Raw genomic sequence first — 24,906 nt, 5'->3', positions numbered from 1 at the left:
CGCGCCGGGCAGCTTTCGCCCGGCCTCGCGCGGGCACAGGCGAATTAGATAAAGCTCGCAAAGGCGTCCCGTTGCGCCGCTATCAGATGCAAGCCATGTTTGGTACGCCGATCCAGAAAGTCCTGAGGCTCCCTGGCCCACTCGCTCTCGCGCAAAAACGTGGCCTCACGCTCGTAAAAGTCTCCACCGAAATGCCGACCGAGATCGGCCGAGACGTGGGCCGAGCCAAGCAGTTCGCGTGCCCGCGTACCATACAGGCGCGCATAATGGTGGATCAGCTTGCGCGGAAGATCGGAATATTCGCCTGCCAGCTGGACGATGAAGGCATCGAAGTCACCACCGATGTCGCCGCCGGGCAGCGGCCTTCCCGCCGTCCAGCCCGGCGACATCTTCGGAAACCATGCCTCAAGTCGCTGCAACGCATGCTCCGCGAGCCGACGGTAGGTCGTGATCTTGCCACCGAAGATCGAGAGCAGCGGCGGCACGCCCTGCTCGCCATGAACCTCGAAAACATAGTCGCGCGTCACCGCCGATGGGTTTTCGGCATTGTCATCATAGAGCGGCCGGACACCTGAAAACGCATGAACGATCTCCTGCTCTGCCGGGGGGACGCGAAAGTAACGGCGCAATACGCCGAGCAGATAGGCGATCTCGCTGTCGTCGATTGCGACATCCTCCGCGCGGCCGCCGTAGGAGATGTCCGTCGTGCCAATCAGTGCGAGGTCTTTCTCGTAAGGATTGACGAAGATGACGCGACGGTCCTCGTTCTGGAGCAGATAGGCCTGCGCTCCGCTCCAGAATTTCGGCACCACGATATGGCTGCCCTTGACCAGCCGCACATTGTGCGACGAATTCAGCCCGACGACATCTTGCACAACGTCCTGGACCCACGGCCCTGCCGCGTTGACCAGCGCGCGCGCCCGGACGATCTGGGCTCCGCCGTCATCCCCCTGCATCTCCAGCTGCCATGCGTCCCCTTCCCGGCGCGCACTTAGGGCGCGGGTGCGGGGCAGGATGATGGCGCCGTTGCGCGCGGCATCAACCAGATTGAGGATCACGAGCCGTGCGTCATCGACCCAGCAATCCGAATATTCAAAGCCGCGCCTGAATTCGGAGCGCAGCGGCGCGCCTTCAGGAGTGTGCGCCAGATCGAGGCTGCGGCTCGCCCACAGCCGCTTGCGGCCGCCGAGATGGTCGTAGAGAAACAAGCCGGTGCGGATCAGCCAGGCCGGCCGCTGCTCCGGCGAGTGCGGCAGGACGAAGCGCATCGGCCAAATGATGTGCGGTGCGGACGCGAGCAAGACCTCGCGCTCGATCAAGGCTTCGCGCACTAAGCGAAATTCATAGTATTCGAGATAGCGCAAGCCGCCGTGAACGAGCTTGCCAGAGCGCGACGAGGTGCCTTCGGCGAAGTCACCCTTCTCGCATAGCAGGACCTTCAGGCCGCGGCCCGCCGCATCCCGCGCGATGCCGGCTCCGTTGATGCCACCGCCAATAATCGCGATGTCGACCAGCCCATGATCCCTGCCCGCGCGCGGCGCAGTCTGCGTCATCACGTCCTGCTGCGCTTCTTCTCGATCCGCTGTCGCGCGGCCGCCCTTGCAGATGCGCCTGCCTTACCCGGCTTTGCCTTCGACGCCTTGGATTTGGGTTGCTGGAGGCCATAGGTCGAGAACCCCTTCGCCGTGTCGGCGATCTCCGCTTCGCTGAGAATGTGCGGCGATCCCAATGCCAGCGAGAGGTAATATTGGCGTGCGATGGTCTCGAGCTCGACCGCCAGCCACATCGCCTTGTCGAGGTTGGCGCCGACCGCGATCATGCCATGATTGGCCAGCAGGCAGCCGTTGCGGCCTTCGAGCGCGGCGAGCGCCAGCTCGGATAATTCCGCCGTGCCGTAGCGCGCGTAGCCGGCGCAGCGGATGTCATTGCCCCCGAACGCGGCCATCATGTAGTGGCATGCCGGGATCGGCTTGCGCGCGATCGCAAGCACCGTGGCGTAGGTGGAATGGGTATGGACGACGCTGCCGACGTCGGGACGGCCGCGCATGATGTCGAGATGGAAGCGCCATTCGGTCGACGGCTGCAACGGCCCATCCCAGGTGCCGTAGTCACTTTCAAGCGGCATCGAGGCGATCATCTCCGGCTTCATCGCGTCATAGGGCGTCGCCGATGGCGTGATCAGCATCCGATCTTTGTAGCGAGCGGAGATGTTGCCTGACGTCCCCTGATTGAGCCCTGAAGCGTTCATCCATCGGCACTTGGCGATGATCGCCTCGCGCAACTGTCGCTCCTCACGGGTCATGGCAAGATACCTTTCGTCTTCAGCACGGATTGAGTGGCGGCTCGCCGGCGAGATAGCGGCGAACCTCCTCGGCTGCCTGATCGGCGGCAATGGTGACGGTGCGCAACGAGGCCCCCGCAATGTGGGGCGTCAGCGTGACGTTGGGCAGCTGCAGGAGCGGCCAGTCGGCCGGCACCGGCTCCACGGCAAAGGTGTCGAGCATGGCCCCGCCGAGCCGCCCGGCGGAGAGCGCCTCGTAAAGCGCCGTGTAGTCGACCAGCGGCCCCCGCGCCGTATTGATGAAGATGGCGCCCGGCTTGACCTGTGCCAACGCCGCGCGATCGATGAAGCCGGTGGTCTCGGCGGTCACCCGCGCATGCAGGCTGATCACGTCGGCGCGCGCCAAGAGCTCGCTCAAGCCGACGTGCTCGACGCCGTCATTGCGATCCTGCGCGCTGAGCTGGACATATGGATCCGCCACCAGGATCCTGCAGCCGAACGCCTTGAGCAGCTTCACGACGCGGGTTCCGATCGCGCCATAGCCGACGATGCCGACGGTCATCTCACCGAGCTCGCGCCCGGTGCGGTCGGCGCGATAGAGATCGCCGCGCCATTCGCCGCCGCGTAAGGATTCGTGCCCGCTGCGGATCAGGCGAGTTTCGGCGAGAATGGCGCCGATGGTGAACTCCGCCACCGCACTGGCATTGCGGCCGGGCGTGTTGACCACGAGCACCTTGTGATCGCGCGCTGCCTGCATGTCAATGTTGACCGGACCGCCGCGCGACACCGCAATGAACTTAAGCTTCGGCAGCCGCTGCAGCATCGACCGCGAGATCGGCGCGAGATGCGTGACCAGCAGCGCGGCATCGCCGATGAAATCCGCGACCTCGTCGGGGTCGCCCATGAACTCCTTCAATCCGTCGAGCTTCGAGCCGGCATAGCCGTGCTCCATTGGCTCGTCCGGCCAGGGCTGCTCCAGGATGCGGATGTCGATGTCGTTGCCGCAAGCCGCCGTGATGCGTTCGGCAAAGACGCTCGGCAGCATGAAGCGGTCACCGACGATGGCAATGGTCTTAGGCATGACCGGCTCCCGCACGCACGGCCGCGAGTTGCTTCCAGACCGGCCGCGCCGCGAGCCTGGCCTCGAGATAGGCCGGAAACAGCCGCGCATAGTGCGACGCCAAGACCGCATCCGGCGTTTGCGGCGCAGCGAGATACGGCCGCACCCACACATCCGTACAGGCGCTCATGTCCGGATAGAGACCGGTCGCCACCGCCGCGATCATGGCGGCACCCGCGGCTCCCGCTTCGCCACGACTACAGACACGAACGTTGCATTCCAGCGCAGCACCAAGGATCGCGCCGAGCGCCCGGCTTCGCGCCGCGCCACCGGTGATGCGCACGTCCCGCGGCAGCGCGCCCATCGCGGCATAGCAATCACGGGCGGCGAAGGCGAGCCCTTCCATGACCGCGCGCATCAGATCCCAATAGCCGTGGCGTGTTCGCAGGCCCAGGAATTGTGCGCATGCCTCGTGCGCGACGAATGGTCCCCGCTCGCCTGCATCGGAGATGAAGGGATGAAACAGGAGTTCGCCGGGATGCGCCTGCATGACGCGCTCATCGAGCCTGCCGATCAGATCGGCGCGCGAACGCGTAATGCCCTCCGCGGCGAACAGATCGCGCGCGAGGTCGAGGAGCCAGTCGATGTTCAGCGTCGCCGCCATGTTCGATTGCATCTGGGCATAGTGACCGGAGACCGGAAACGGCATGGTATAGCCGGTCGCCTCGGCGTTGAGGACCACCGCATCGGCGCTTGGCGCCAGCCGCATATGCATGCCGGTCGAGCCGATGATGGTGCAGCCGACATCCGGCGCCGGATCGTAGAGCCCGGCCCCTAGCGCATTGCAGATGACGTCGACATAGCCGAGCGAGACCGGAACGCCCTGCGGCAGTCCGATCTCGAGCGCTGCGCCGGCATTCAGCGGATGCGTGGTCACGACGCCGTCGACGACGTCCGGAAACAGGGCCATGCAATCGGCGATTCCGATCAGGCGCGCCGTTTCCGCGTCAAAGCGGCGCTTGCGGAAATCGCCGCAGGAGAAGGTTGCCTCCGACGGATCGGTCGCACGCTCGCCGGTGAGCAGGAAATAGAGCCAGTCCTTGCAATGAAAGGCCGTGCGGGCGCGCGACAGGCTCTCGGGCGCATGCGCCTGCAACCAGGCCAGTTGCGGCCCCTGCTGGCAGGCGTTCAGCCCCGAGCCGGTCCGCCGATAGAGCGCCGCATTGCGCTCGCTGGCGCGGATGTCCCCGACGAGACTGGCAGCACGCGAGTCGAGCCAGAGCAGGGCCGGCGCGACGGGATGCCCATCATCGTCGATCAGCCAGGTGCCATCGCCCTGCCCTGTCACCGCGATGGCGGCGAGCCGCGAGGCAAGATCGGGTATCGCCGCTCCCAGACCGCGCAGTGCGGCGACAGTATCGTTCCAGGTCCGCGTCATGTCCTGCTCGACATGTCCGCCGGCCGACGTCGTGTAGCTGTTCGGAAGCGCGTATTCGCCGAGCTGCCGGCCATCGCGCGTGAACGCGACTGTCTTGATCAAGGACGTGCCGGCATCAATGCCGATGATGACGTCGCGGCCCGAGGCGGTGCTCATGATCAAGCTGCCTCCGCGTGGCGAATGCAGTTGCCGTCGGCGCCGAACACATGAAGGTGCCGCGTCTCCAGCGCGAAGGGGATAATGTCCCCGGGTCGCGCGGCGATCTTGTTCGGCGTCACCGCGATGAGGAGACGGCCCTCGCGTTCGCCCGCGACATGCGACTGGTCGCCGAGCCACTGGTTTGAGACGACGCGCACGCGCACATCCCCGTTGCCGACGGAAATCTTCTGCGGCCTGATGCCGATCCGGACACGCGGGCTCTGCTCGAGCGCGCGGCCCGCGGCCGGGTCGAGCGTCCGCCCGTCGAGCTGGAACGCGACATCCGGGCCGATCGAGAGACGGAAGCCGCCGTCGGCGCGAGCGACCTCGGTCTCGAGCAGGTTCATCGGAGGCTCGCCGATGAAGCTCGCAACGAACAGGTTCGCGGGATGATCCTTCAACTCCCGTTCGCTTGCGAACTGCTGGAGCACGCCGTCTTCCATGACCGCGATACGGTCGGCGAGCGCACTCGCCTCGGTCTGGTCATGGGTGACGAATATCGCCGTCATCCCGCGCTCGGCAAGCAGCCCCTTGATCCGGCCGCGCAGCACCGCGCGGAGCTGCGGCTCGAGCTGGCCCATCGGCTCGTCCAGCAGATACAGATCGGCGTCGCGCACCAAGGCGCGCGCCAGCGAGACGCGTTGCTGCTGCCCCCCGGAGATCGAGCGCGGATAGCTGTCGAGAATGTCCTCGATTTCCACCAGACGCGCGATCGCCTCGACCCGGCGGGAGACCTCGCCATGCGAGAGCTGCTGCGCCTTCAAGGCGAAGGCGATGTTTTCGCGAACGGTGAGCGGCGGATAGAGCGAATAGCCTTCAAAGGCCATCGCCACCTTGCGCCTCGCCGGCGGCAATTCGTCGATCCGGCGCTGGCCGAGCGTGATCGTCCCCGAGGTGACGCTCTCGAAGCCCGCGATCATCCGCAGGGTCGAGGTCTTGCCGCAGCCCGACGACCCCAACAGCGCGACGATCTCCCCCTTGTCGACCTCCATATCCAGCGCGCGCACGGCGTGAACCGGCGGCTTGCCGCGGCTCTGGTAGACCTTGTCGACCTTCCTGATCTCCAGCACGCCCATCCTCATAGCGCTCCCATCATGCCGCCTGCCGCCGAGGCGACAGGTCCAAACGCCGGCCTGTCGTGCGGTCAAACAAGAGAGCCGCCTCCGGCGCGAATCGAACGAAGACGCCATCCTCCGCACTTGCCATGGCGGCGTCCTGTGGCAGGGCGGCCAGCCATTCGGTCCCGTCGGAGAAGCGCAGCAGCAGCACAGCTTTTTCGTGCATCGGCGTGATGGCGACGATGCGCGCCGGAATGGCATTTTCGCCTGGTTGGCGGGTGATGACGAGATCATCCGGGCGCACACCAAGCCAGCACGGACCATGATCGACGGCCGCACGGTCGGCGGCATCGAGACGAACGAACGTCCCCGCCACCTCCGCGCTGAGACCGCCCTGCGCCGCGGCCGGCTCGACCTCCGCCAGATTGATGCTGGGATCGCCGAACAGCCGCGCGACGGCAACGGATGCCGGCCTGGCATAGATCTCCTCGGGACGCGCGACCTGCACCAGCTGCCCGTCGACCAGGACCGCGATCTGGTCGGCGATCGCCATCGCCTCCCGATAGTCCTGGGTGACATAGAGCACCGCAGCCGAGCTCCGCCGCAACAGGCTTGGCAATTCGAGCCGCATTTCGTAGCGAAGCTTGGCATCGACGTTGCGCAAGGGATCATCGAGCAGCAGCACATCGGGATTGCCGATCAGCGCGCGGGCAAGCGCGGTGCGTTGCTTCTGCCCGTTCGACAATTCGCGGGGCATGTGGCCGAGCACATGCTCGATCTTCAGAAGCCGGCTGATCGATTTGACCCGGCTCGCGACTTCGGCCGCGCCCGCCCTGGCACGCAAGCCGCTTGCGATGTTGGCCTGCGCACTCATGTGAGGAAACAGGGCGAAGTTCTGGAACGCCATGCCGATCCCGCGCTGCTCGGGCGGCGCCCCGACGATCGATTGACCGCCGACCAGAATGTCGCCTTCGTCCGGTTCGAACATGCCAGCAATCATGCGCAAGAGCACGGTCTTGCCGCTGCCGGACGGGCCGAACACCGCGACGATCTCGCCGGGCTCGACGGCCAGCGAAACATCCTCGGCGCAGCAGACCGGGCCGAACGACTTGCCGACAGCGTTGAGTTCAAGACGCGCCATGGCCTCAGCCTTTCACCGCACCGAGCGACAAGCCTTCCACAAGATAGCGCTGCGCATAGAGCGCGAGCAGCAGGGTCGGCGTGACGGAGAGCACGATCGCGGCTGCGATCTGGCCGTACTGAATGCCGGACGCGGTGACGAAAGCCAGCGCACCGACGGTCACCGGCTGCTTGTCGGCCGAGGCCAGGATCAGCGCGAACACGAAATTGTTCCAGCAGAAGATGAAGGAGAGCAGACCGGCCGCCGCGATGCCGGGCCCGGCGAGCGGCACCGCGATCCGTGTGAACGCCTCGCGCCATGTATGACCGGCGAGACGATAGGCGTGCTCGATGTCCGGGCTGATGTCCTCGAAGTAGCCGCGCACGATCCACAGGATCAGCGGCAGCGCGATGAGCTGATAGACCCAGACGATGCCGAAATAGGTGTCGTTGAGGCCGAGCTGCTGGTAGTAGAGCGACAATGGCAGCAGCACCAGCAGCGGCGGGGCGAAGCGAAACGACAACAGCGTAAACGCGATGGTTTCACCGAGCCGAAACTTGAACCGCGCAAAGGCGTAGGCCGCGGGCACGCCAAGCAGCAAGGCAAGGACCACGGCTGCGCTCGATAGCGCGAAACTGTTCACGAGGTTGCGCATGAACGATATTTCGAGATTTCCGGCGGCGGTCCGGAGCTGTCCTGAAATCAGCGCCCGGTAATTGGCGAGCGTCGGCTCGAAGAGGATGCGCGGCGGAATCCGCAGGATCTGCTCATTGGTCTGGAACGACATCAGGAAGATCCAGACGATCGGAAACATGAAGAAGACGAGCACAAGCGCGAGCGCGACGCCGCGGAAGATGCGACCTGCGAGACTGGAATGATCCATTGCCGCCTCCCCGCCCTCACGCGTGGCCGTGGGCGCGCGCCCGCAGCCGCAGCCAGTTCCTGATGAAGATGTTCGAAAGGAGATTGGTGATCAGCCACAGGATCATCAGCAACGCCGCCGAACGTCCGACATTGGTATATTGAAAGAATTCGAGATAGGCCTGGACCTGGAACACCATCAGCCGATCACCGGGGCCGCCTTGCGTCATCGCATAGACGATGTCGAACTGCTGGATCGAATCCAGCAGGCGAAACAGCGAGGCGGTGATGATGTAGGGCGCAAGCATCGGCAGCGTGATGCGGAAGAAGACAAAGCTTGCCGGCACGCCGTCCAGCGCCGCGGCTTCGAACGGCTGCCGCGGCAACGAGCGCAGGCCCGCCAGGAGCAGGATCATGATGAAGGGCGTATAGACCCAGACATCCACCAGCACCACCGTGAACAATGCACTCGAGGGATCGGATGCCCATTTGAAATCATGCACGCCGAACAGACTCACGAGGTAAGACAGGATACCGAAGCTCGGGTTGGTCATGAGCTTCCACATCAACGCGGCGATCGCGGGCGCCGTCATCAGCGGCAACAGCAGGACGATCGACACTGCGTTATGGAAGCGTGTGGGACGCCGCAACAACAAGGCGATGCCGAGGCCGAGCAGCAGTTCAAGCACGACCGTCAACGCGGTATAGGTGAGCGAGATGCGAAGCGTGTTCCAGAAGGCGGGGTCGGAGAGAAAATCGATGTAATTGTCGATCCCAATGAAACCGCGCAGATATGGCAGGTTCAGCCGGTAGCGCTGGAGCGAGTAAACTGCCGCCGTCACGAAGGGAACCAGGATGGCGATGCAAACGAGCAGAGCCGGCAGGCTCAGCACATAGGGCAGCATCCGCCCGCGCAGCCTCGTGGCGCGGCGCGGTAGCACATTCGTCTGGGACAGCTGGACCATGCTCATGACGATACCGGATCACGCATTGGCTTCAACACCGCCGGCCCGGATCCGATGGGCGTTCCGAACCGGCGGGTTGGCGTGGCGCGGAGGAATCGGGCACCACGCGAGGCGTCGATAGCGGCAAAGTCAGCCAAGGCCTGCCTGCTTGAGCTGACGATTGATGCTGTCGGCGAGTTTATCGAGCCCCTCGTCTACGCTGACCTCCTTTGCCACCATCTTCTGAAGCGAGGCGGCCCATTCCGTCGTCAAGTCGAAGAACAGGGGCTGGGCCGTGAAGTAGATCTTAGCGCCCGGCGAGGACAGATCATGCTGCTCGAGATAGCCCGGATAGGACTTCGCGATGCGGTCGCGGAATTCGCTGTCCTTCCACACCGACGCGCGCACCGGATTGACGAAATCCATCTTGCGGGCTCCGAACAGATCGTGCTCGGTCGAGGCTGCCCATTGCATGAATAGCCAGGCCGCGTCCTTCTGCTTGGAGAAGCTGGAGAGCGCGAGCGACCAGATCCAGACGTTGGGCGTCGGCGCCTTGGCGGCCGAGTTTGCCGCGAACGGCGCGTAGCCGAGATGACCCCTCTCCTTGTTCTCGCCGCCGTTCATAAAGTAGCCGAGAATGTCGGCATCGAAGATCATGCCGGAGGCGCCGGCGCCAAGGTCCGTGCCGACCTGGTACCAGGTGTAGGTCGACCAGTTCTTCGGGCCCGAGGTCTGGATCATCTTGACCCATTTCTCGTGGAACTCCTTGGAGGCCTTGGTGTTCATGGCGGCCTTCAGCTTGCCGCCTTCCATCACGAAATCCTTCTGGCCGAAATTCGAGTAGGCCGACAGGAATCCGGGATGGATCGTGGCCCAGGAGCGTGAGCCACGGACGCCGACGCCATAAGGCCCGCCCGCATCCTTCGTGATCTTGGCGGCGACATCGAGCATCTCGTCGAGATTCTTCGGCGGCTTGACACCAACTTTGTCGAAGATGTTGCGGTTGTAGGTGATGTTGTTGAGCTCATAACCCCAGGGAATGCACCATTGCTTGGCCTTGCCCGAGCCGAGCTCGGAGCCGGCAACGCCGTCCCACGCCGTCGAGGAACGAAGGCCGGGTAGCACATCATCCCAAGCAAAGGCCGGGTTGGTCTTCGCGGGATCCTTGATGTAGGCGTTGAGATCCTCGATCCAGCCGGCAGGACCGTAGGTCCAGGTCATGTAGGCGCCGGTCATGAAGGCGTCGTACTGGTCCGATTTCGAGGACAGCGCCGCGGTGACCTTGTCGAAATAGACATCCTCCGGGAAGATATCGTAGGCGACGTTCATCCCCGTAAGCGACTTGAAGGCTTCGATATCGCCAATCATCGCATCGACGTAGGGGTGCTTGTTCAACAGCAGCTTGATGGTCTTGCCGCTATAGGCCTTCCAGTTGAAGTCCGCCGCCATTGCCCGCGACATCGCGGCGACGTAGGCGGAGTTGGCGGCAACGCCGGCGATGCCGAGCTTTGCGGCACCATCCAGCAGATCACGCCGGCTGATGCGCTTGGCGGCGTAGGAATCGAATAGATTCTTCTCGCGATCGTACATGAGCAACCTCCCGTTATGAGCGTTTACTTTCCCTTCCGACCTTTATTCCTGGTCTTGGTAGTCTTGCCGGATGTTGCCTCCGGCTTTTCCGTCGCGAGGGCCTGAGCGGTTGCCTCGTCGATGATGAGACCGTGCAGGAGACGGCTGCGCAGCACCGCGCGCAGTGCCGTGACCTTGGCCAGCCCGCCGCCGATGGCGACGATGCGATGCTTCCTGAGGTCTGCCGCCTCCATCGAGGTCGCGCGCGCCGACAGGTCGATGTCGAGCACTTCGCCATCGGCGTTGAAAAAATGTCCAAGCAGGTCGGCGCAAGCGCCGGCACGCTTCAATTCGACGACCTCGTCCGGCCTGATCATGCCGCTCGAAACCAGGAAGCCTTCGGCATGGATTTGTCCGATGCCGACGAACAGGAGCGAGGCCTTGCGCGCGAGCGCGAACACGTCCGCGATGCCATATTGCTTCATCAACACGGCACGATCGGCGACCGAATTGGCGAACACCGGCACCGGCAGAAGATAAGCCTCCGCCCCGGTACGCTCCGCCAGCCGATGAATCACGTCGAACGGATTTGCGGCGAATTTCCGCGTCAATCCGCCGAGCAAGGAGACGAACTGCACGTCCCGCGCCGGCGTCTGCGGCAACTGCTCGACGACCGCGGCGAGCGTGCGGCCGTGACCGACGCCGATGATCTTGTCCTCGCCGCGCTCCAGGACCTGCCGCAGGAAGCTCGCGCCTTCGAGCGCCAGCGCTTTCAGCGGCAGGTCGCCCTCGCCGAGATCCGGCGCGACGCGGCAGAAAGAAAGACCGTAGCGCTCGGCCAATGTGTTCTCCAGCGCGACGCATTCGGCCACGGGCCCCTCGACGAAGACGCGGATCATGCCCTCGCGGCTCGCGCGCGCGATCAGCCGATGCGCCTTGGTGCTCTGGATGTTGAGGCGATCGGCGACCTCGGACTGGGTCAGCCCGGCGGCGAAATAGAGCCACGCCGCCCGCGTTGCGAGCGACGCCTCACCGTCAACCATCGGCAGCCTGTCGGAAGGTATCGCCACGCCGGAAAAGCCCGCTTGCAATTTTCTTCACGTCTTGCAAAAAATTGCAGAGGCGGATTGGAACGTCAATCCCCCAAACGTGCTGCGGTGCAATCTAGTTGCGCTATCAGCAATGGTTGCCATCACGCTGGGAGGTCGAATGGCAGGCGTGTTCCTCGGCATCGACGTCGGAACCGGCGGCGTTCGCGCTTGCGCCGTCGATGCGCGCGGCGCCAAGCTCGGAATGGAATCGGCGCCTCTTCCCCCGCCACGACAGAACGGCAATGCGATCGATCAGGATCCGGAACTCTGGTGGGATGCGACGGCTGTCGCGATCCGCAAGCTCGGCCGCACGATCGATCTCCAGACCGTCGAGCGCGTCAGCGTCGATGGCACGTCAGGCACGCTCCTGATGATCGACGCAGCGGGTCGGCCCTGCACGCCGGGGCTGATGTACAACGATGCGCGCGCAGCAGCGGAGGCTGCCCGCATTGCGGCCGTGGCCCCCTCGGACAGCGGTGCGCACGGCGCGAGCAGCGCGTTGGCGAAGCTGCTGTATCTGTTGGATCGCGCGGAAGCGGGCCAGGCGCGTTTTGCCGTGCATCAGGCCGATTGGATCGCAGGGCGGCTCGTCGGACGTCACGGCATCAGCGATGAGAACAACGTCCTGAAGCTCGGCTACGATCCCGTGACACGCACCTGGCCGGCCTGGCTCGACGAGCTCGGCGTATCCCGCGAACTGCTGCCGAAGGTGCTGGTACCGGGAACCCCCTTTGCGGATATTGATCCCGAAATCGCAGCCACGCTGGGCCTGTCATCGGCAGTGCGCATCGCGGCCGGCACCACCGATGGTGTCGCCGCTTTCATTGCGACCCACGCCGATACGCCCGGCGATGCAGTAACCTCACTCGGAACGACGCTGGTCGTGAAGCTGCTGGCGACACGGCCGATCTTCGCCGCCCATCAGGGCGTCTACTCGCACCGGCTTGGCGAGCGCTGGCTCGCAGGCGGCGCCTCCAATTCCGGCGGCGGAGCACTGCTCGCGCATTTCACCGCCGCCGATATGGACCGATTGACACCGCAATTGCAGCCGGAGACGCCGACCGGGCTCGACTACTACCCACTGCCCAAGCCCGGCGAGCGCTTTCCAATCGCCGATCCAGCGTTGCCAGCAAGGGTCGCACCGCGCCCAGCGGACGACCATCGCTTCTTCCAGGCGCTGCTCGAAGGCATCGCGGGGATCGAAGCGCTCGCCTATCGGCGCCTGGCCGAGCTCGGAGCGCCAAAGCTGCGACGCGTCATCAGCATCGGCGGCGGGGCGAAGAACGCGGCCTGGACCGAGATCAGACGCCGCGCTCTTGGCGTTCCCGTGAGCGTTGCCGAAGAGACGGAGGCAAGTTACGGCGCGGCGCTATTGGCACTGCGAGGCGGCCCGCCATGATCGCCGATCTCATCGAAATCGAAGGTCTCCACAGGATCGCTGACCGCTTCGATCACGTGCTGCTCGATCAATGGGGCACGCTGCACGAAGGCCAGGCCGTCTTTCCCCTGGCGCGCGACTGCGTTGCGCGTCTACGCAAGGTTGGCAAGCGCGTGCTTGTGCTGTCGAACTCCGGCAAGCGCGCGAGCAGCAACGCCGCACGGCTTGCCTCGCTCGGCCTTCCAGCGGACGCCTATGACGGCATCCTGACGTCCGGTGAGGTCACCTGGCACGGCCTGAAGGCGCGTGCGCAGCAGCCCTTCATCGCGTTTGGCCGCACCTGCCTCCTGATTGCTCGCGGCGGCGATCATGCGATCGTCGATGGACTCGACCTCAATCTCGTCGCAGACGTTGGCAAGGCCGACTTCATTCTGCTCGCAGGTCTCGACGACGCCGTCGCCGAGCCCGAACACTGGCGCGCATGCCTGACTGAAGCCGCTGCATGCGGCTTGCCGATGCTGTGCGCCAATCCCGACCTCGCAATGTTCGGCACCACCGGATTGATCCCCGCGCCCGGCGCATTGGCACGCTTCTACGAGACGCTGGGCGGCCGTGTGACCTATGTCGGCAAGCCGCACGCGCCGATCTTTGCGGCAGCGCTCGAACGGTTGGGCCAACCGAATCCGGCGCGCGTGCTGATGATCGGTGACAGCCTCGACCACGATGTCGCCGGCGCCCGCCGCGCCGGCATGCTGACACTGCTGCTTAGGTCCGGCGTGCACCGCGATCAGACGCCGGGTGAATTGGTACGACAACCGCCCGGAGCGGATGCGCGGATGCCGCACTGGACGATGGACCATCTGGCCTGGTGAGAGGCGCGCGATGCAACAGCAACCTGCCCTGCTCCATGAGCTTCGCCGCATGTCGGCGCGCGTCGGCCGCAACATCCTCCTGGTCCAGGGCGCCGGCGGCAACTCGTCGATCAAGCATGACGACCTGCTGTGGGTAAAGGCCTCCGGCACCTGGCTTGCGGATGCCGAGCACAAGGACATCTTCGTGCCCGTCTCGCTCGGTGCGGCACGCGCGGCGCTGTCGCAAGGCGACGAACGGGTGCCCCTCGCGCCTGGCGCCGGCACGGCCTTGCGCGCCTCGATCGAGACCTCCCTCCATGCGCTCATGCCGCATCCGGTCGTGCTGCACGTCCATTCGGTCAACACCATCGCCTGGGCGGTGCGGACCGATGCGCGCGCCGAGTTCGCCGAGCGACTGGATGGACTGGCCTGGCGCTGGCTCGATTATCATCATCCCGGACTGCCACTGGCCAAGGCCGTAGACCATGCGCTGACGCAGGACAGAGTAGATGTACTGGTCCTCGGCAATCATGGCCTGGTGGTCGGCGCCAAGACCTGTGCCGGCGCAGAGGCGCTGGTCGACGAGGTCGAGAGCCGCCTCGCGCTTGCGCCGCGCTCCGCAATTGGCGCAGATGAAGACGCGCTTCGTTCCATCTGTGGCGGCACAGGGTATCGGCTGCCAAAGGATCCGCGATCCCATAGCATCGCAATCGACTCTTACAGCCGCGCCATTGCGATCAACGGTTCGCTCTATCCGGATCATGTGGTCTTCCTCGGTCCGGGCTTACCCGTTCTGGACCAAGGCCAGGATCTTCGCGCCGAGGCATCGCGGATGCAGGCGGACGGGATGCCGCAGCCGGTCGCGCTGCTCGTACCGGGTCTCGGTTGCATCGTTCGCAAGGACGCGAGCGACGGCGCCGAGGCGATGCTGAGCTGTCTCGCCCTGGTGACGGGCCGTTTACCTCTGACCGCGCAGGTTCGCTATCTGACGCGGGAGAATGAGTGCGCGCTGCTGAATTGGGATGCCGAGCGATACCGTCAGCAACTGACCGCAAATCGCTGACCGGCTGAAACGGAACAATTCCGTAACTTGCTCGCGAAGCTTCGCGCGGTATCGGCCACTCTGCGGGCTCCTACCCGCGCGGGCCTCGCTGCGCGGGCCAAGCCGACGACTGTGGAACCGCTGGCTGTGAAGTGGCTCACACCGCGCAGGACAATCCAGGTGTACCTCTCGTGTCGGATGGAATGGCAGACGGAGATGCGCATGAAACGTCTCATGCCCTCGCTCATCGCAGCCTTGCTTCTCGCCGGTGCCGCCAGCAGCGTGCTCAGATCGCACGTACTGCTCCATATCGGTCAGAGCAGCATGCCATCCATCAAGGAACTGCAGACCGGTCAGGCCAGCAAGCTGCCCGAGCTGGAGATACAGGACCGCTCTGTCGTGTTTGCGAGAGAGCCGGCACAGTAGAGCGCATCTCCGCTTTCAGGCTGTCCGCCTTACTCGGCCGCCGCGGTCGCGCGTTGAGGCTGTCCGTCGTTCGGACCCGTTCGCGCCGTCTGCTCGTCGAGCCAGAGGCTGTGGTGCTCGCGGGCCCAATTGACGTCGACGTCGCCCGAGCCCATGGCCTCGAACGCACCTTCCATGCCGATCGTACCAATATAGATGTGCGCAATCATCGCCGCGACGAACAGCACAGCCACGATGGAGTGGACGATCTGGGCCAGCTGCATGCCTTCAATCCCCGTCGTGTAGAACGGGAACATGAGGACATAGCCGCTCGCAGCGACGAGACCGCCGCCGATCACGACGATCCAGTAGATCGCCTTCTGGCCGGCGTTGAATCGGTAGGCCGGCGGATGATCATGCCCGACGATGCCGCCGCCTCGCTTCATCCACGCGACGTCCACCTTGTTCGGAATATTGCCGCCGATCCACATCAAAAGGATCAGAACGACCCCAATGGTGAACGGGAAGCTCAGATAGTTGTGGGCGTACTTTGCCCATTGCGACCATTCGGAGAAGGCCTCGAAGCCGATCAGCGGCAATAGCAGCGGTCGCCCAAAGGTGATGTTCAGTCCGGAGATCGCCAGAATGATGAAGCACGTGGCAGTCATCCAATGCACGAAACGCTCATAGATGTTGAAGCGCACGATGGTGCGGCCGGACCGTCCGCTTTCGAGGCGCACCATGCCGCGGGTGAGATAGAAGATCACGAGCACTGCCAGCATACCGATGATCGCGATGCCGCCGATCCAGCGCAGCGTGACATTGTGGAACTCGCGCCATTCCCGCCCCTGCGGCTGCTCGAGAACGCCGGACCTCTGATCAGGGATGCTGACGCGACCCTGGATCCGGTTCAGCTCCTGCAAGAGCTGCTGCTCCTTGACCGAGCTCGCGGTCGGATTGACCTGCTGGGCGCCTACCGGTACCGGAGCTGCCACGATGAGGAGGAGTAAAGCACCGGCCCCGACAGCCGCCCGAACGAGTTTTGCAAACGACACCATGAGCTCCTCCTCAATGTTCGCGCGACCTTCGTCAGGATTCGATCGTCTCGCGATAGGCCGTCTTCCACCCCCAGGCACCCGACCCGTAGCCGCGCTTCATCACACGCTCCTTGTAGATCTGCGCGATGATCTCGCCGTCGCCTGCGAGCAGCGATTTTGTCGAGCACATTTCGGCACACAGCGGCAGCTTGCCCTCGGCCAGCCGGTTCGCGCCGTATTTCTCGTATTCTTCCTTGCTGCCGTCCGCCTCCGGACCGCCGGCGCAATAGGTGCACTTGTCCATCTTGCCGCGGGAGCCGAAGTTACCGACCTTCGGATATTGCGGCGCGCCGAACGGACAGGCGTAGAAGCAATAGCCGCAGCCGATGCAGAGATCCTTGGAGTGCAGCACCACGCCGTCAGCGGTGGTGTAGAAGCAGTTCACCGGGCACACCGCAGCGCACGGCGCATCGGTGCAATGCATGCAGGCCATCGTGACCGAGCGTTCGCCCGGCTTGCCGTCATTGATGGTCACAACGCGACGCCGGTTGATGCCCCAGGGCACCTCGTGCTCGTTCTTGCAGGCGGTGACGCAAGCGTTGCACTCGATGCAGCGATCGGCGTCGCAGAGAAATTTCATACGTGCCATCGTCGTTACTCCTAAGCCGCCGCGATTTGGCAGAGAGTGACCTTGGGCTCCTGCATGCCCGTCGCGGGGTCGTATCCGTACGTAGTGATCGTGTTGGCGCTTTCGCCGAGCACGATCGGGTCGGTGCCCTTCGGGTAATTGCCGCGAAGATCCTTGCCCGCGAACCAGCCGCCGAAGTGGAATGGCATCCAGGCGACGCCCTTGCCGACGCGCTCGGTGACGAGCGCTTTCATCTTCGCCCTGGAATTGTTCTCTGCACCCGTGACCCACACCCAGCCACCGTCCTTGACACCGCGCTCGGCGGCATCGGCAGGATTGATCTCGATGAACATGTCTTGCTGCAATTCGGCAAGCCACGGGTTGGTGCGGGTCTCCTCGCCGCCGCCCTCATATTCGACCAGACGGCCGGACGACAGGATGAGCGGGAACTGTTTTGCAATTCCCTTCTCCACCGCTGCCTTCTGCACGGAGAACCCGATATTCGGCATCCGGAACTGCTTGGCGTCGGGCAGCGTCGGATACTTGGCGACGAGGTCGACGCGCGGCGTGTAGATCGGCTCGCGGTGAACAGGGATAGGATCGGGCAAACCGAAGGCATTCATGCGCGCCTTGCCGTTGCCGTAAGGAACGCAGCCATGCGCCAGCGCCACACGCTGGATGCCTCCCGACAGGTCGAGCGCCCACGACACCGTGTCCGGATTGGCCGGATTGATCTTGTTGATCACGGCCATTTCCGCTTCGGTGAGCTCGCTGTCCCAGCCGAGCTTCTTCAGGCTGGCCAGCGTGAACTCCGGGTAGCCGTCCTGAATTCCCGAACCCAACGAGTACGAGCCGTCCGCGAGCAGGCTCACCTTCCGCGTCGTGCCGTCCGGCAGCTTCTCCTCACGCTCGATGCCGAACCGCGGCCGGAACGTACCGCCGCCGTCCATCACGTTCAGATTGGTGTTGTAGAGCAGCGGCGTGCCGGGATGCTTGACCTCAGGTGATCCCCAGCACGGCCAGGGCAGACCATAATAGTCGCCGCCGACCTCGGGATCGTCCTTCGGTGCCCGCATGCTCAGCATGTCGAACTTGGCCTGGTTCTTCATGTGCGCCTTGAGGCGCTCGGGCGATTGCCCGCAATAGCCAGTCGACCAGCTACCGCGGTTCATCTCGCGCAGCACATCCTCGGCTTCAGGAAGATTGTTTTCGACCTTGATTTTCTTGAACATCTGGTCGGCGAAGCCGAGCTTCTTCGCCATCAGATAGATGACCTCGAGATCATCCTTCGATTCAAAGATCGGCTTCACGATCTGCTCGCCCCATTGCAGCGAGCGGTTGGAGGCGACGCGCGACCCCTTGCATTCGAATTGCGTAGCGACCGGCAGAATATAGACGCCATCCTTGCGGCCCGCCTCGACGGAGAGCGAGGCCCAGGTCGTCGGATGCGGGTCGGCAATGACGAGCAGCTCGAGGGCCTTCAGACCCTTGAGGGACTCAGGAATGCGGGTGATGCTGTTGGAGGCGTGTCCCTGCACGAACACCGCCTTCACATTGTCTTTCTGCGCGACCTGATCCTTGGGCAATGTCACTGCCTCGAACCAGCGGGTCAGCGGAATGCCGGGGGTTTCCATGATCTGCTTGGAGTCGAAGCGGGACTTCAGGAAGTCATAGTCGACCTCCCAAACCCGCGACCAATGCTTCCAGGCGCCTTCGGCGAGGCCGTAGTAGAACGGCAGCGTGACGATATCGAGCCCGACATCGGTTGCGCCCTGCACGTTGTCATGGCCACGGAAGATGTTGGCGCCTGCGCCGGCCTTCCCGACATTTCCGGTCATCAGGAGCGCAATGCAGCTCGCCCGTACGTTGGCAGTGCCGACGGTCTTCTGGGTCTGGCCCATGGCCCAGATGAGGGTTGCCGGCTTCTCGGTGGCGAACATCTTGGCGACGCGCTTGAGCTGCTCGCCGGGAATGCCGGTGACGCGCTCGACTTCTTCCGGAGGCCACTTCTCAACCTCTTTCTTGATGTCGTCGAAACCGTAGACGCGCTGCCGGATGAACTCCTTGTCCTCCCAGCCATTCTGGAGAATGTGCCACATCATGCCGTAGAGCACCGGGATGTCGGTGCCCGGGCGCATCCGCACATATTCGGTCGCGTGGGCCGCCGTACGCGTCAAGCGCGGATCGATGACGATAAAGTTGGCTTTTTGCAGCTCCTTGCCCTCGAGCAGATGTTGCAGCGAGACCGGATGCGCTTCGGCCGGATTGCCGCCCAATATGACCTGTGTCTTCGCATTGCGGATATCATTGTAGCTGTTGGTCATCGCGCCGTAGCCCCAGGTATTGGCGACGCCGGTCACGGTGGTCGAATGGCAGATGCGAGCCTGATGATCGGTGTTATTGGTCCCCCAGAACGCACCAAGCTTGCGGAACAAGTAAGCGCCTTCGTTGGTCATCTTGGCCGAGCCGAGCCAATAGACGGAATCGGGGCCCGACTTCTCACGTACAGCTTGAAGTTTGTCTCCGATCTCGTTGATCGCGGTATCCCAGGAGACGCGGGTCCACTGCCCATTTACCAGCTTCATCGGATAGCGCAGCCGCCGCTCACTGTGGACGAGTTCGCGTACCGAGGCGCCCTTGGCACAATGCGAGCCGCGATTGATCGGCGAATCCCAGCTCGGCTCCTGGCCGATCCATACGCCGTTCAAGACCTCGGCCGTCACCGTGCAGCCAACGGCGCAATGCGTGCAGATGTTCTTGCGGATGGTCGCGCCTGCGGTGAGCGGACCAGCCATTGCTGCTTCCGCTTTGCGCACGCTGCCGACCGGCAAGGTGCCGAGCGCGGCAAGCGCACCGCCGGCAAGACCGGATTTGCGCAAGAAGCTGCGGCGGTCGAGACCGCCGGCCTGCCCCGCAAGGGACTCGACAACGGAGCCGTGGCGCGGGGAATGCTGGTGTGTTCGCTTGATCAGCACGGTCAGCCTCCCTTGGCCGGATAACGATTGACGCGGTAAAACGCCTTGACGTGGTCGGATTCCTGGTAGCGCGCCTTGCGCTTCTCATCGTTGGTCTCACTGTCGGCCTGCGCCGAGCCGACCAACGGTGTCGCGAGTGTCGCACCGACACCGACCGTGCCGATGCTGACCTTGCGCAGGAAGTCGCGGCGTCCCACTGTGGTCTTCTTGTCTTCACTCATCGCATCTCTCCTGGACCTGCGCGTGCCGGTCAGTTGGCGAATGTGAATGCTTCCGTCTCGATCTCGATAAGGGTGCGACCGAGCGCGCCGACCGCCCGATAGAAATCCGCGTTCCCGGCGCTCTCGATGTCCGCGAACAGCCGCCCCATCCAGGGCGACACGTGTTTCTCGAAGAAGGCGCGCTGTGCCTCTGGCGAGGCACCGAAGCGCCCGCCGGCAAGGCCCGACATGATCTCGCAAATGATGGCGGCGTGATCTTCAGGTTCGGAATTGTTGGCGACGCGCTCGACGCCGAGCGTCGCCAGGTCCCCACGCAGGCGCGACAGCGGCCGTTCGTTGAGGAAGCCGGTGAGATAGTACGAGGCATAAGGCAGCAATTCGCCGCGACCGAGCCCCACGAACAGATCAAAATATTCGCGCTCGACTTTCGCTGCGACCGCGCTTGAGGCCGCATTGGCCAGCACCGCATGCGCGCATCCGAGTGGCGTTGCGTCACCGGTCAATGCCGCAAGCTGCTCGAGCAATCGTTTCGACGGCGACGCGGACAGCAACGTTGCTAGCAACGCGTATTCCTGCGCGCGCGCAGCATCGAGGGAATCGACGAGTTCTGCTGATACGGTTTGTTCGCTGTAGAGATCGGGCCGCAAATCGTTGCGTGCAACGCCGGTCGCGGCCTCGACTGCAACCACCCGTTGTGCTGGCACGCGGGTCCAATTCGAGACGGAGGGTTGGGTGATACCTATTTTGCGCGCAAGCTGAGCAATGCCGCCTGCAGCATCGATTGCGCGATCAAGCCCGTCATCACGCACGTGGACCTCCCATCCGAGTCCCGTCTGCTTGATTATTGCTTTGGTAACAAAGAGCTAGGGGGATCGTAGTCCCGGTTCCACGGACGGTCAATCATCCGTCCATAGCCTGAGCCTATATCCTTTAGTCGTGCTGCTCGCGCGGCAGTGCACCACCGTGACTACGGCGCCTGACGGGCTCAGCGAAATCCGCAGATCTGTCCGCGACTGTTGGTTGCACCGCAACAGAGATTGCCGGCTGTTCCGTCGCGTCTGATGTCTCGACAACATTCGATGCGGCCGTCGCGTCGGCTTGATGCAATTCCGCCGAAGGATCCGCTGTTTCAATCGTCGTCTCGGGGAGGGATTGGACCACCTCACGCACCCCGCCGACGATGCGATCGACGAGTGCGGCCAGCTGTTCCGACGAACAATCCAGCGGCCCAAAACCCGGCATAGCGGTCGGGTCGTTGAAGTCCCATGCATTCTCCGCAAGCCCGACGAAGTCGCGAATTGCGGGATCGGTCGCCCAGGCGCGGCGAAGAGCCGCACGGCTCAACTGCTGTGGAATACCCTTGCTCAGGAACGCGGTGATGTCGGTCGCAGCATTGATCTCGTCGATCGACGGCAGGCTCGTGAGATCGAACTCACTATCATCGTCCTTGGCCTCGGGCGGCAGCGTGGGCTGCGCCGCGGCAGGCTTCGCTGGCTCCGCTCGCGCTTCGCGTTTGCGGCGGGACCAACGTGCAAGGAACTCCTCCTCACTCATTCCTGTCCCCTTCATGGTCGCGGCGCGCCAGCGCCTCGGGATCAGCGCGGCGCCGCGTGCGCTTGACGAACTCCCGCTCGACATGGTGCTCGGCGACGAACCTTTCAATTGCTTCGCGCAGCACCTCCGGCATCGGCACGGCCTCGACGAGATTGTCGGCGGCTTCGGTAAAGCCCTCGCCCTCAGCGGGGTCGGCGGTAACCGCAGTAAGGGTATAGGGCCAGGCGCCTTCCGAGGGCGACAGCACAGTCCAGATGCTCGGACTGCCGGAGGCGAGATTGTCGCGATAGCGCGCCGTCTCGGAGGGATAGAGATCCACGGTCGCGCTTCCGGCATAGAACAGGGTCGTGCCGTCCTGTTCGCGGAGCACGGTCCAGGGCTGTGCCGCCGGCTCGTCCGGCAGGACGGCAATTCCGCGCCAGACGAAGTCCACCCAGGGCGAGTCGGCCTTGTGCCGCTCGACGACGACGCCGACGGAGATGGACACTAGTGGCGATGCCGCCGGGCTCATGTCACCATCTCCAGGCGCTTCACCGGCAGGCCGGTCAGCAGATTTTGTGGCTTCATCCGGAGCTTCTGATCCGCCGTCATTGACAGGATCAGGTAGATAGGTTCGTCCCGGACATCGTTATGCGCGCGGCCTAAATCCGCAAAAGTCAGCCGGAACAGTGCGAGCACCCGGTCGGCGCTGCGCTGGTCGAGTTCCTCGCCGTGCCACAGACGGTCGCCGAGCTTGGTGGCGTCGGCATCGAGCCCGACATACCAGGTGAGCTTTGCCTCCTGCAACGCACGCAGCGGCTCGATCGTGACGTCGATGCCCAGCAGGTGGGAGATCCAGCGCGTCATCGCCTCCGCCAGCGCGGCTGGTCCGCGTCCGCCGGCCGTGAGGTCGAGGGCCATGTCGAATTGGTCGCTCCGCTGCCAATACACCCCGACATTCTCGTCGCTCAACACATCGAGTACCGCATCGGTGGTGGCGCCCAGCATCGACATCAGGGAGAGCACCGGGGTCGGACTACGGCCGCCGACTATTTCCTCGTCGCCGAGCAGCAGGGCCTGCTCATGCGGCAGAATCCGCTGGACCCGGAAGAACAGCTCGGCCGCGCGCAGCACGAACGGGTCGTCGCAGCCGTCGAGCGCGTTGCGCAGGATGACATGGACCAGCTGGTTGACGAACAGCGGCGGCAGGTCGTTCGCGCCTGATCGCACCGATGCAAGATAGGCGGCTTCGAGCGTCGGATGCCGCAACAGGAGATCGCGAAAGGCCAGCACGAACTGCCAGTTCTCTCGGGCATCGGCATCGGAAATTCCGGCAATTTCGTCGGCGCCGACCCCCTGACGTGGATCGGCGAGCAGTTCGCGGTGCAACCGGCGTTCGACCGGACATGCATCATCGGGGGGCATCAGCTCGGGACGGGCAAAATAGGCCTTGAGGAATTCGTCGGTGATGCACAGCCCACCGCCCTCGTCGCGATCGAGCAGATGATGGCCGCAGGCGATCCAAAAATCGTTCATCTGACGGTCGGCTCCCGGCCCAGATCCGCAAGCCTGACGTCGCCGTCAGGCTGGACGTCGTCCTCCACTTCCATGAACGAGAACGCCTTGCCGTGCCCCTGCCCTTCGCGGAGCTTCAGTCGGCGAAAGGACTCGCGAACCTCGCCATCGCTTGAAGCCCGGTGCACTGCAATAAGCGAGCTGACGGGATGGGTGCACAGCGACTGCGAGAACGCCACCTCCTCTTCCGCGGCGGTCATCGCTGTCGCCATGTCCGGCGCACCGAAACGATCGACGAGCTGCCTGGCAAGGAGATCGACCAGGCTGCGGCAATCATCCTCGGTCGCCGGAACGATCTGCGCCAGCGTCGACCAGCCCCAGGATTGCACGCCGAGGAACCCGCCGCGAAACGCCGCGCGCGCCTTGCCCTCGAGCTTCGCACCGTCGCAATCCCAGAAGCGGAAAGCACCGGAGACGGCCCATTCACCCGGCTCCGCCGCTACATCGAACACGAAGGTGTCGGAGGGATCGAGCGCGATGGTACGCAGGAGCTTCACAGCCGCGGCCCTCCGAGCGCCGGATCGAGCCAGGATGGCGTCGCGAGCGCCTGCACGAGGTCGCCACGTTCGATCTCGCCCGCCCCAATCCGGCGCGTGAGGAGATCGCCGCGATCATCGATGCGCTGAACGGTCTGCCGTTCGCGGGGCATGCGGGAAAGATATTCGCGCGCGACGCCATCAAAACCGCCCGCCTGCCAGTCATCGCATGCCAGCATCAGGTGCCGGGCAAAGCTCTCCGTGATCTGCGCCGCACCAGCCTCGCCAAAGCCTTCCTGGTCGAGCGCCGAGGCGAGCGGGTGAACACCCCGCTCATCCTCGTTCATGGCAACCGTCCGGATCATCGCGCCGAACACCAGCCATGGCGGCGGCTCCTCCTCAATGGCCGCGAGAGGCCAACCCATGCGCCCGCCGCCGACCAGCCCTCCGTCGATCCTGACGGCATCCGGCCAGCCGATCGTGATCGGCTTGCTCGGCGGAGCGTAGGCACGCAAGGCATCGGTGAGCGCGACCATGCCGGCGTAGAACGCGCGCCGCGCGCTGCGTAACGGCTCGGCCGGCTCGAGCACCACGGCGAACTCCGCCAAGTCAAAGCGCCCGACATAGACGAGCGTTCCGGCGCCGCTCTCTGGTGCAATGCGGCATGCGTGGGCAAAAGCGTCGCCACTCTCGCGCAGCCGCACCAATGTGAACGGCGGCGGCAGGTGGATCGGTTCCACCAGGGAAACGTGGCTGACTGGGATCGACGGCAGGCCGTCCTCCGCTTTCCTTTTCTTCCCGATGGATAATGTTCTATAGGAAGCGAAGGGCCGGCGCGAGTCCGTCGTCGGTACCGGATTGGCGGAGGGGTTAACCTGGAGCAGCCATCCAAGACCGTCCTGATCTGCTCGTGCGAAGACACGATGCGTCTCGACTCGGCCGCGATTCAGCGTGGATGTCCCAACTGCGAGATCAAGAGCTTTCGCCATCTCTGCGGCGCCGAGCTCGATCACTTCCGCAGCGCGGCGGCCGCTGGAGGTGCACTGACGATCGCCTGCACGCAGCAGGCGCCGCAGTTCACTGAGGAGGCCGGCGAGCGGCCTGATGCGATCAGCTTCGTCAACATCCGCGAAACGGCCGGCTGGTCGCGCGACGGCGCGCGCGC

The 24,906-nt window shown here is 64.2% G+C and carries 24 protein-coding genes and 1 pseudogene; 5 read left to right on the top strand and 20 right to left on the bottom strand.

Annotated elements, in window-relative coordinates:
• Nucleotides 1-44: 44 nt before the first annotated feature.
• The 10 genes from CWO91_RS15885 to CWO91_RS15840 form a co-directional block, all read right to left on the bottom strand.
• Nucleotides 45-1,553, bottom strand: a complete 1,509-nt coding sequence (locus tag CWO91_RS15885) for a glycerol-3-phosphate dehydrogenase (RefSeq protein WP_130214276.1) — start codon at nt 1,551-1,553, stop codon at nt 45-47.
• On the bottom strand, nt 1,553-2,302 hold the full coding sequence (locus CWO91_RS15880; RefSeq protein ID WP_130214275.1) for a class II aldolase/adducin family protein: 750 nt from the start codon (nt 2,300-2,302) through the stop codon (nt 1,553-1,555). Before CWO91_RS15880 ends, CWO91_RS15885 begins: the two co-directional genes overlap by 1 nt.
• Nucleotides 2,303-2,321: 19 nt before the next feature.
• Nucleotides 2,322-3,362, bottom strand: coding sequence for a 2-hydroxyacid dehydrogenase (locus CWO91_RS15875; RefSeq protein ID WP_130214274.1), 1,041 nt, complete (start codon nt 3,360-3,362; stop codon nt 2,322-2,324).
• Nucleotides 3,355-4,935, bottom strand: a complete 1,581-nt coding sequence (locus CWO91_RS15870) for an FGGY-family carbohydrate kinase (RefSeq protein ID WP_130214273.1) — start codon at nt 4,933-4,935, stop codon at nt 3,355-3,357. Before CWO91_RS15870 ends, CWO91_RS15875 begins: the two co-directional genes overlap by 8 nt.
• Nucleotides 4,936-4,937: 2 nt before the next feature.
• Nucleotides 4,938-6,053 (bottom strand): ABC transporter ATP-binding protein, encoded by a 1,116-nt coding sequence (locus CWO91_RS15865; RefSeq protein ID WP_208753034.1) that lies wholly within the window; start codon nt 6,051-6,053, stop codon nt 4,938-4,940.
• A gap of 16 nt (nt 6,054-6,069) precedes the next feature.
• Nucleotides 6,070-7,176, bottom strand: coding sequence for an ABC transporter ATP-binding protein (locus CWO91_RS15860; protein WP_130214271.1), 1,107 nt, complete (start codon nt 7,174-7,176; stop codon nt 6,070-6,072).
• A 4-nt stretch (nt 7,177-7,180) separates the two neighbouring features.
• A complete protein-coding gene (locus tag CWO91_RS15855) occupies nt 7,181-8,038 on the bottom strand; it encodes a carbohydrate ABC transporter permease (RefSeq protein ID WP_130214270.1) in 858 nt (285 codons plus the stop codon).
• A 16-nt stretch (nt 8,039-8,054) separates the two neighbouring features.
• A complete protein-coding gene (locus CWO91_RS15850; RefSeq protein WP_208753033.1) occupies nt 8,055-8,981 on the bottom strand; it encodes a carbohydrate ABC transporter permease in 927 nt (308 codons plus the stop codon).
• Between the two features lie 129 nt (nt 8,982-9,110).
• Nucleotides 9,111-10,550 carry an extracellular solute-binding protein gene (locus CWO91_RS15845; protein WP_130214268.1) on the bottom strand — a complete coding sequence of 480 codons (1,440 nt, stop codon included), beginning with the start codon at nt 10,548-10,550 and terminating at the stop codon, nt 9,111-9,113.
• 23 nt (nt 10,551-10,573) lie between these two features.
• Nucleotides 10,574-11,599, bottom strand: a complete 1,026-nt coding sequence (locus tag CWO91_RS15840) for a sugar-binding transcriptional regulator (protein WP_206732727.1) — start codon at nt 11,597-11,599, stop codon at nt 10,574-10,576.
• Between the two features lie 139 nt (nt 11,600-11,738).
• Here CWO91_RS15840 and CWO91_RS15835 point away from each other — a divergent pair, with 139 nt between their 5' ends.
• The 4 genes from CWO91_RS15835 (at nt 11,739) to CWO91_RS15820 (ending at nt 15,317) form a co-directional block, all read left to right on the top strand.
• Nucleotides 11,739-13,019: an FGGY-family carbohydrate kinase gene (locus tag CWO91_RS15835; RefSeq protein ID WP_130214267.1), complete on the top strand. Its 1,281-nt coding sequence runs from the start codon at nt 11,739-11,741 to the stop codon at nt 13,017-13,019.
• A complete protein-coding gene (locus CWO91_RS15830) occupies nt 13,016-13,870 on the top strand; it encodes a TIGR01459 family HAD-type hydrolase (RefSeq protein ID WP_130214266.1) in 855 nt (284 codons plus the stop codon). Before CWO91_RS15835 ends, CWO91_RS15830 begins: the two co-directional genes overlap by 4 nt.
• A gap of 10 nt (nt 13,871-13,880) precedes the next feature.
• Nucleotides 13,881-14,912, top strand: coding sequence for a class II aldolase/adducin family protein (locus CWO91_RS15825; RefSeq protein ID WP_130214265.1), 1,032 nt, complete (start codon nt 13,881-13,883; stop codon nt 14,910-14,912).
• Nucleotides 14,913-15,113: 201 nt separating this feature from the next.
• Nucleotides 15,114-15,317, top strand: a complete 204-nt coding sequence (locus CWO91_RS15820; RefSeq protein WP_245471271.1) for a hypothetical protein — start codon at nt 15,114-15,116, stop codon at nt 15,315-15,317.
• Nucleotides 15,318-15,346: 29 nt separating this feature from the next.
• Here CWO91_RS15820 and CWO91_RS15815 read toward each other — a convergent pair whose 3' ends face one another.
• The 10 genes from CWO91_RS15815 to CWO91_RS15765 all read right to left on the bottom strand — a co-directional run bounded on the left by CWO91_RS15815 (nt 15,347) and on the right by CWO91_RS15765 (nt 24,466).
• Nucleotides 15,347-16,354 (bottom strand): formate dehydrogenase subunit gamma, encoded by a 1,008-nt coding sequence (locus CWO91_RS15815; RefSeq protein WP_130214263.1) that lies wholly within the window; start codon nt 16,352-16,354, stop codon nt 15,347-15,349.
• Between the two features lie 31 nt (nt 16,355-16,385).
• On the bottom strand, nt 16,386-16,982 hold the full coding sequence (gene fdh3B / locus CWO91_RS15810; RefSeq protein WP_091887497.1) for a formate dehydrogenase FDH3 subunit beta: 597 nt from the start codon (nt 16,980-16,982) through the stop codon (nt 16,386-16,388).
• An 11-nt stretch (nt 16,983-16,993) separates the two neighbouring features.
• The gene (locus CWO91_RS42975; protein ID WP_165405491.1) at nt 16,994-19,936 is read right to left on the bottom strand and encodes a formate dehydrogenase subunit alpha; all 2,943 of its coding nucleotides are present in this window, start codon (nt 19,934-19,936) and stop codon (nt 16,994-16,996) included.
• 2 nt (nt 19,937-19,938) lie between these two features.
• Nucleotides 19,939-20,157, bottom strand: a complete 219-nt coding sequence (locus CWO91_RS15795; RefSeq protein ID WP_130214261.1) for a twin-arginine translocation signal domain-containing protein — start codon at nt 20,155-20,157, stop codon at nt 19,939-19,941.
• Between the two features lie 29 nt (nt 20,158-20,186).
• The gene (locus CWO91_RS15790) at nt 20,187-20,966 is read right to left on the bottom strand and encodes a molecular chaperone TorD family protein (protein ID WP_130214260.1); all 780 of its coding nucleotides are present in this window, start codon (nt 20,964-20,966) and stop codon (nt 20,187-20,189) included.
• A 121-nt stretch (nt 20,967-21,087) separates the two neighbouring features.
• Nucleotides 21,088-21,711, bottom strand: coding sequence for a DUF3306 domain-containing protein (locus CWO91_RS15785; RefSeq protein ID WP_130214259.1), 624 nt, complete (start codon nt 21,709-21,711; stop codon nt 21,088-21,090).
• Nucleotides 21,704-22,222 (bottom strand): DUF3305 domain-containing protein, encoded by a 519-nt coding sequence (locus CWO91_RS15780; RefSeq protein WP_130214258.1) that lies wholly within the window; start codon nt 22,220-22,222, stop codon nt 21,704-21,706. The genes CWO91_RS15785 and CWO91_RS15780 overlap by 8 nt, the downstream gene beginning before the upstream one ends.
• The gene (locus CWO91_RS15775; protein ID WP_130214257.1) at nt 22,219-23,226 is read right to left on the bottom strand and encodes a DUF6352 family protein; all 1,008 of its coding nucleotides are present in this window, start codon (nt 23,224-23,226) and stop codon (nt 22,219-22,221) included. Before CWO91_RS15775 ends, CWO91_RS15780 begins: the two co-directional genes overlap by 4 nt.
• On the bottom strand, nt 23,223-23,762 hold the full coding sequence (locus CWO91_RS15770; protein ID WP_130214256.1) for a DUF6505 family protein: 540 nt from the start codon (nt 23,760-23,762) through the stop codon (nt 23,223-23,225). Before CWO91_RS15770 ends, CWO91_RS15775 begins: the two co-directional genes overlap by 4 nt.
• Nucleotides 23,759-24,466 carry a biotin/lipoate--protein ligase family protein gene (locus CWO91_RS15765; RefSeq protein ID WP_283810966.1) on the bottom strand — a complete coding sequence of 236 codons (708 nt, stop codon included), beginning with the start codon at nt 24,464-24,466 and terminating at the stop codon, nt 23,759-23,761. Before CWO91_RS15765 ends, CWO91_RS15770 begins: the two co-directional genes overlap by 4 nt.
• A gap of 198 nt (nt 24,467-24,664) precedes the next feature.
• Here CWO91_RS15765 and CWO91_RS15760 point away from each other — a divergent pair.
• Nucleotides 24,665-24,906 (top strand): annotated as a pseudogene (locus CWO91_RS15760) (4Fe-4S ferredoxin); the annotation flags it as partial.

This window comes from Bradyrhizobium genosp. SA-3, from assembly GCF_004212635.1.
Taxonomy (GTDB): domain Bacteria; phylum Pseudomonadota; class Alphaproteobacteria; order Rhizobiales; family Xanthobacteraceae; genus Bradyrhizobium.
Note: the sequence above shows the minus strand (reverse complement) of the source record. Positions and strands in the feature narration are given on the sequence as shown.

Coding starts and splice junctions, on each gene's coding strand:
- CWO91_RS15885 (WP_130214276.1), bottom strand. CDS start 1,553: ATGACGCAGACTGCGCCGCGCGCGGGCAGGGATCATGGGCTGGTCGAC.
- CWO91_RS15880 (WP_130214275.1), bottom strand. CDS start 2,302: ATGACCCGTGAGGAGCGACAGTTGCGCGAGGCGATCATCGCCAAGTGC.
- CWO91_RS15875 (WP_130214274.1), bottom strand. CDS start 3,362: ATGCCTAAGACCATTGCCATCGTCGGTGACCGCTTCATGCTGCCGAGC.
- CWO91_RS15870 (WP_130214273.1), bottom strand. CDS start 4,935: ATGAGCACCGCCTCGGGCCGCGACGTCATCATCGGCATTGATGCCGGC.
- CWO91_RS15865 (WP_208753034.1), bottom strand. CDS start 6,053: ATGGGCGTGCTGGAGATCAGGAAGGTCGACAAGGTCTACCAGAGCCGC.
- CWO91_RS15860 (WP_130214271.1), bottom strand. CDS start 7,176: ATGGCGCGTCTTGAACTCAACGCTGTCGGCAAGTCGTTCGGCCCGGTC.
- CWO91_RS15855 (WP_130214270.1), bottom strand. CDS start 8,038: ATGGATCATTCCAGTCTCGCAGGTCGCATCTTCCGCGGCGTCGCGCTC.
- CWO91_RS15850 (WP_208753033.1), bottom strand. CDS start 8,981: ATGGTCCAGCTGTCCCAGACGAATGTGCTACCGCGCCGCGCCACGAGG.
- CWO91_RS15845 (WP_130214268.1), bottom strand. CDS start 10,550: ATGTACGATCGCGAGAAGAATCTATTCGATTCCTACGCCGCCAAGCGC.
- CWO91_RS15835 (WP_130214267.1), top strand. CDS start 11,739: ATGGCAGGCGTGTTCCTCGGCATCGACGTCGGAACCGGCGGCGTTCGC.
- CWO91_RS15830 (WP_130214266.1), top strand. CDS start 13,016: ATGATCGCCGATCTCATCGAAATCGAAGGTCTCCACAGGATCGCTGAC.
- CWO91_RS15825 (WP_130214265.1), top strand. CDS start 13,881: ATGCAACAGCAACCTGCCCTGCTCCATGAGCTTCGCCGCATGTCGGCG.
- CWO91_RS15820 (WP_245471271.1), top strand. CDS start 15,114: ATGAAACGTCTCATGCCCTCGCTCATCGCAGCCTTGCTTCTCGCCGGT.
- CWO91_RS15815 (WP_130214263.1), bottom strand. CDS start 16,354: ATGGTGTCGTTTGCAAAACTCGTTCGGGCGGCTGTCGGGGCCGGTGCT.
- fdh3B (WP_091887497.1), bottom strand. CDS start 16,982: ATGGCACGTATGAAATTTCTCTGCGACGCCGATCGCTGCATCGAGTGC.
- CWO91_RS15795 (WP_130214261.1), bottom strand. CDS start 20,157: ATGAGTGAAGACAAGAAGACCACAGTGGGACGCCGCGACTTCCTGCGC.
- CWO91_RS15785 (WP_130214259.1), bottom strand. CDS start 21,711: ATGAGTGAGGAGGAGTTCCTTGCACGTTGGTCCCGCCGCAAACGCGAA.
- CWO91_RS15780 (WP_130214258.1), bottom strand. CDS start 22,222: ATGAGCCCGGCGGCATCGCCACTAGTGTCCATCTCCGTCGGCGTCGTC.
- CWO91_RS15775 (WP_130214257.1), bottom strand. CDS start 23,226: ATGAACGATTTTTGGATCGCCTGCGGCCATCATCTGCTCGATCGCGAC.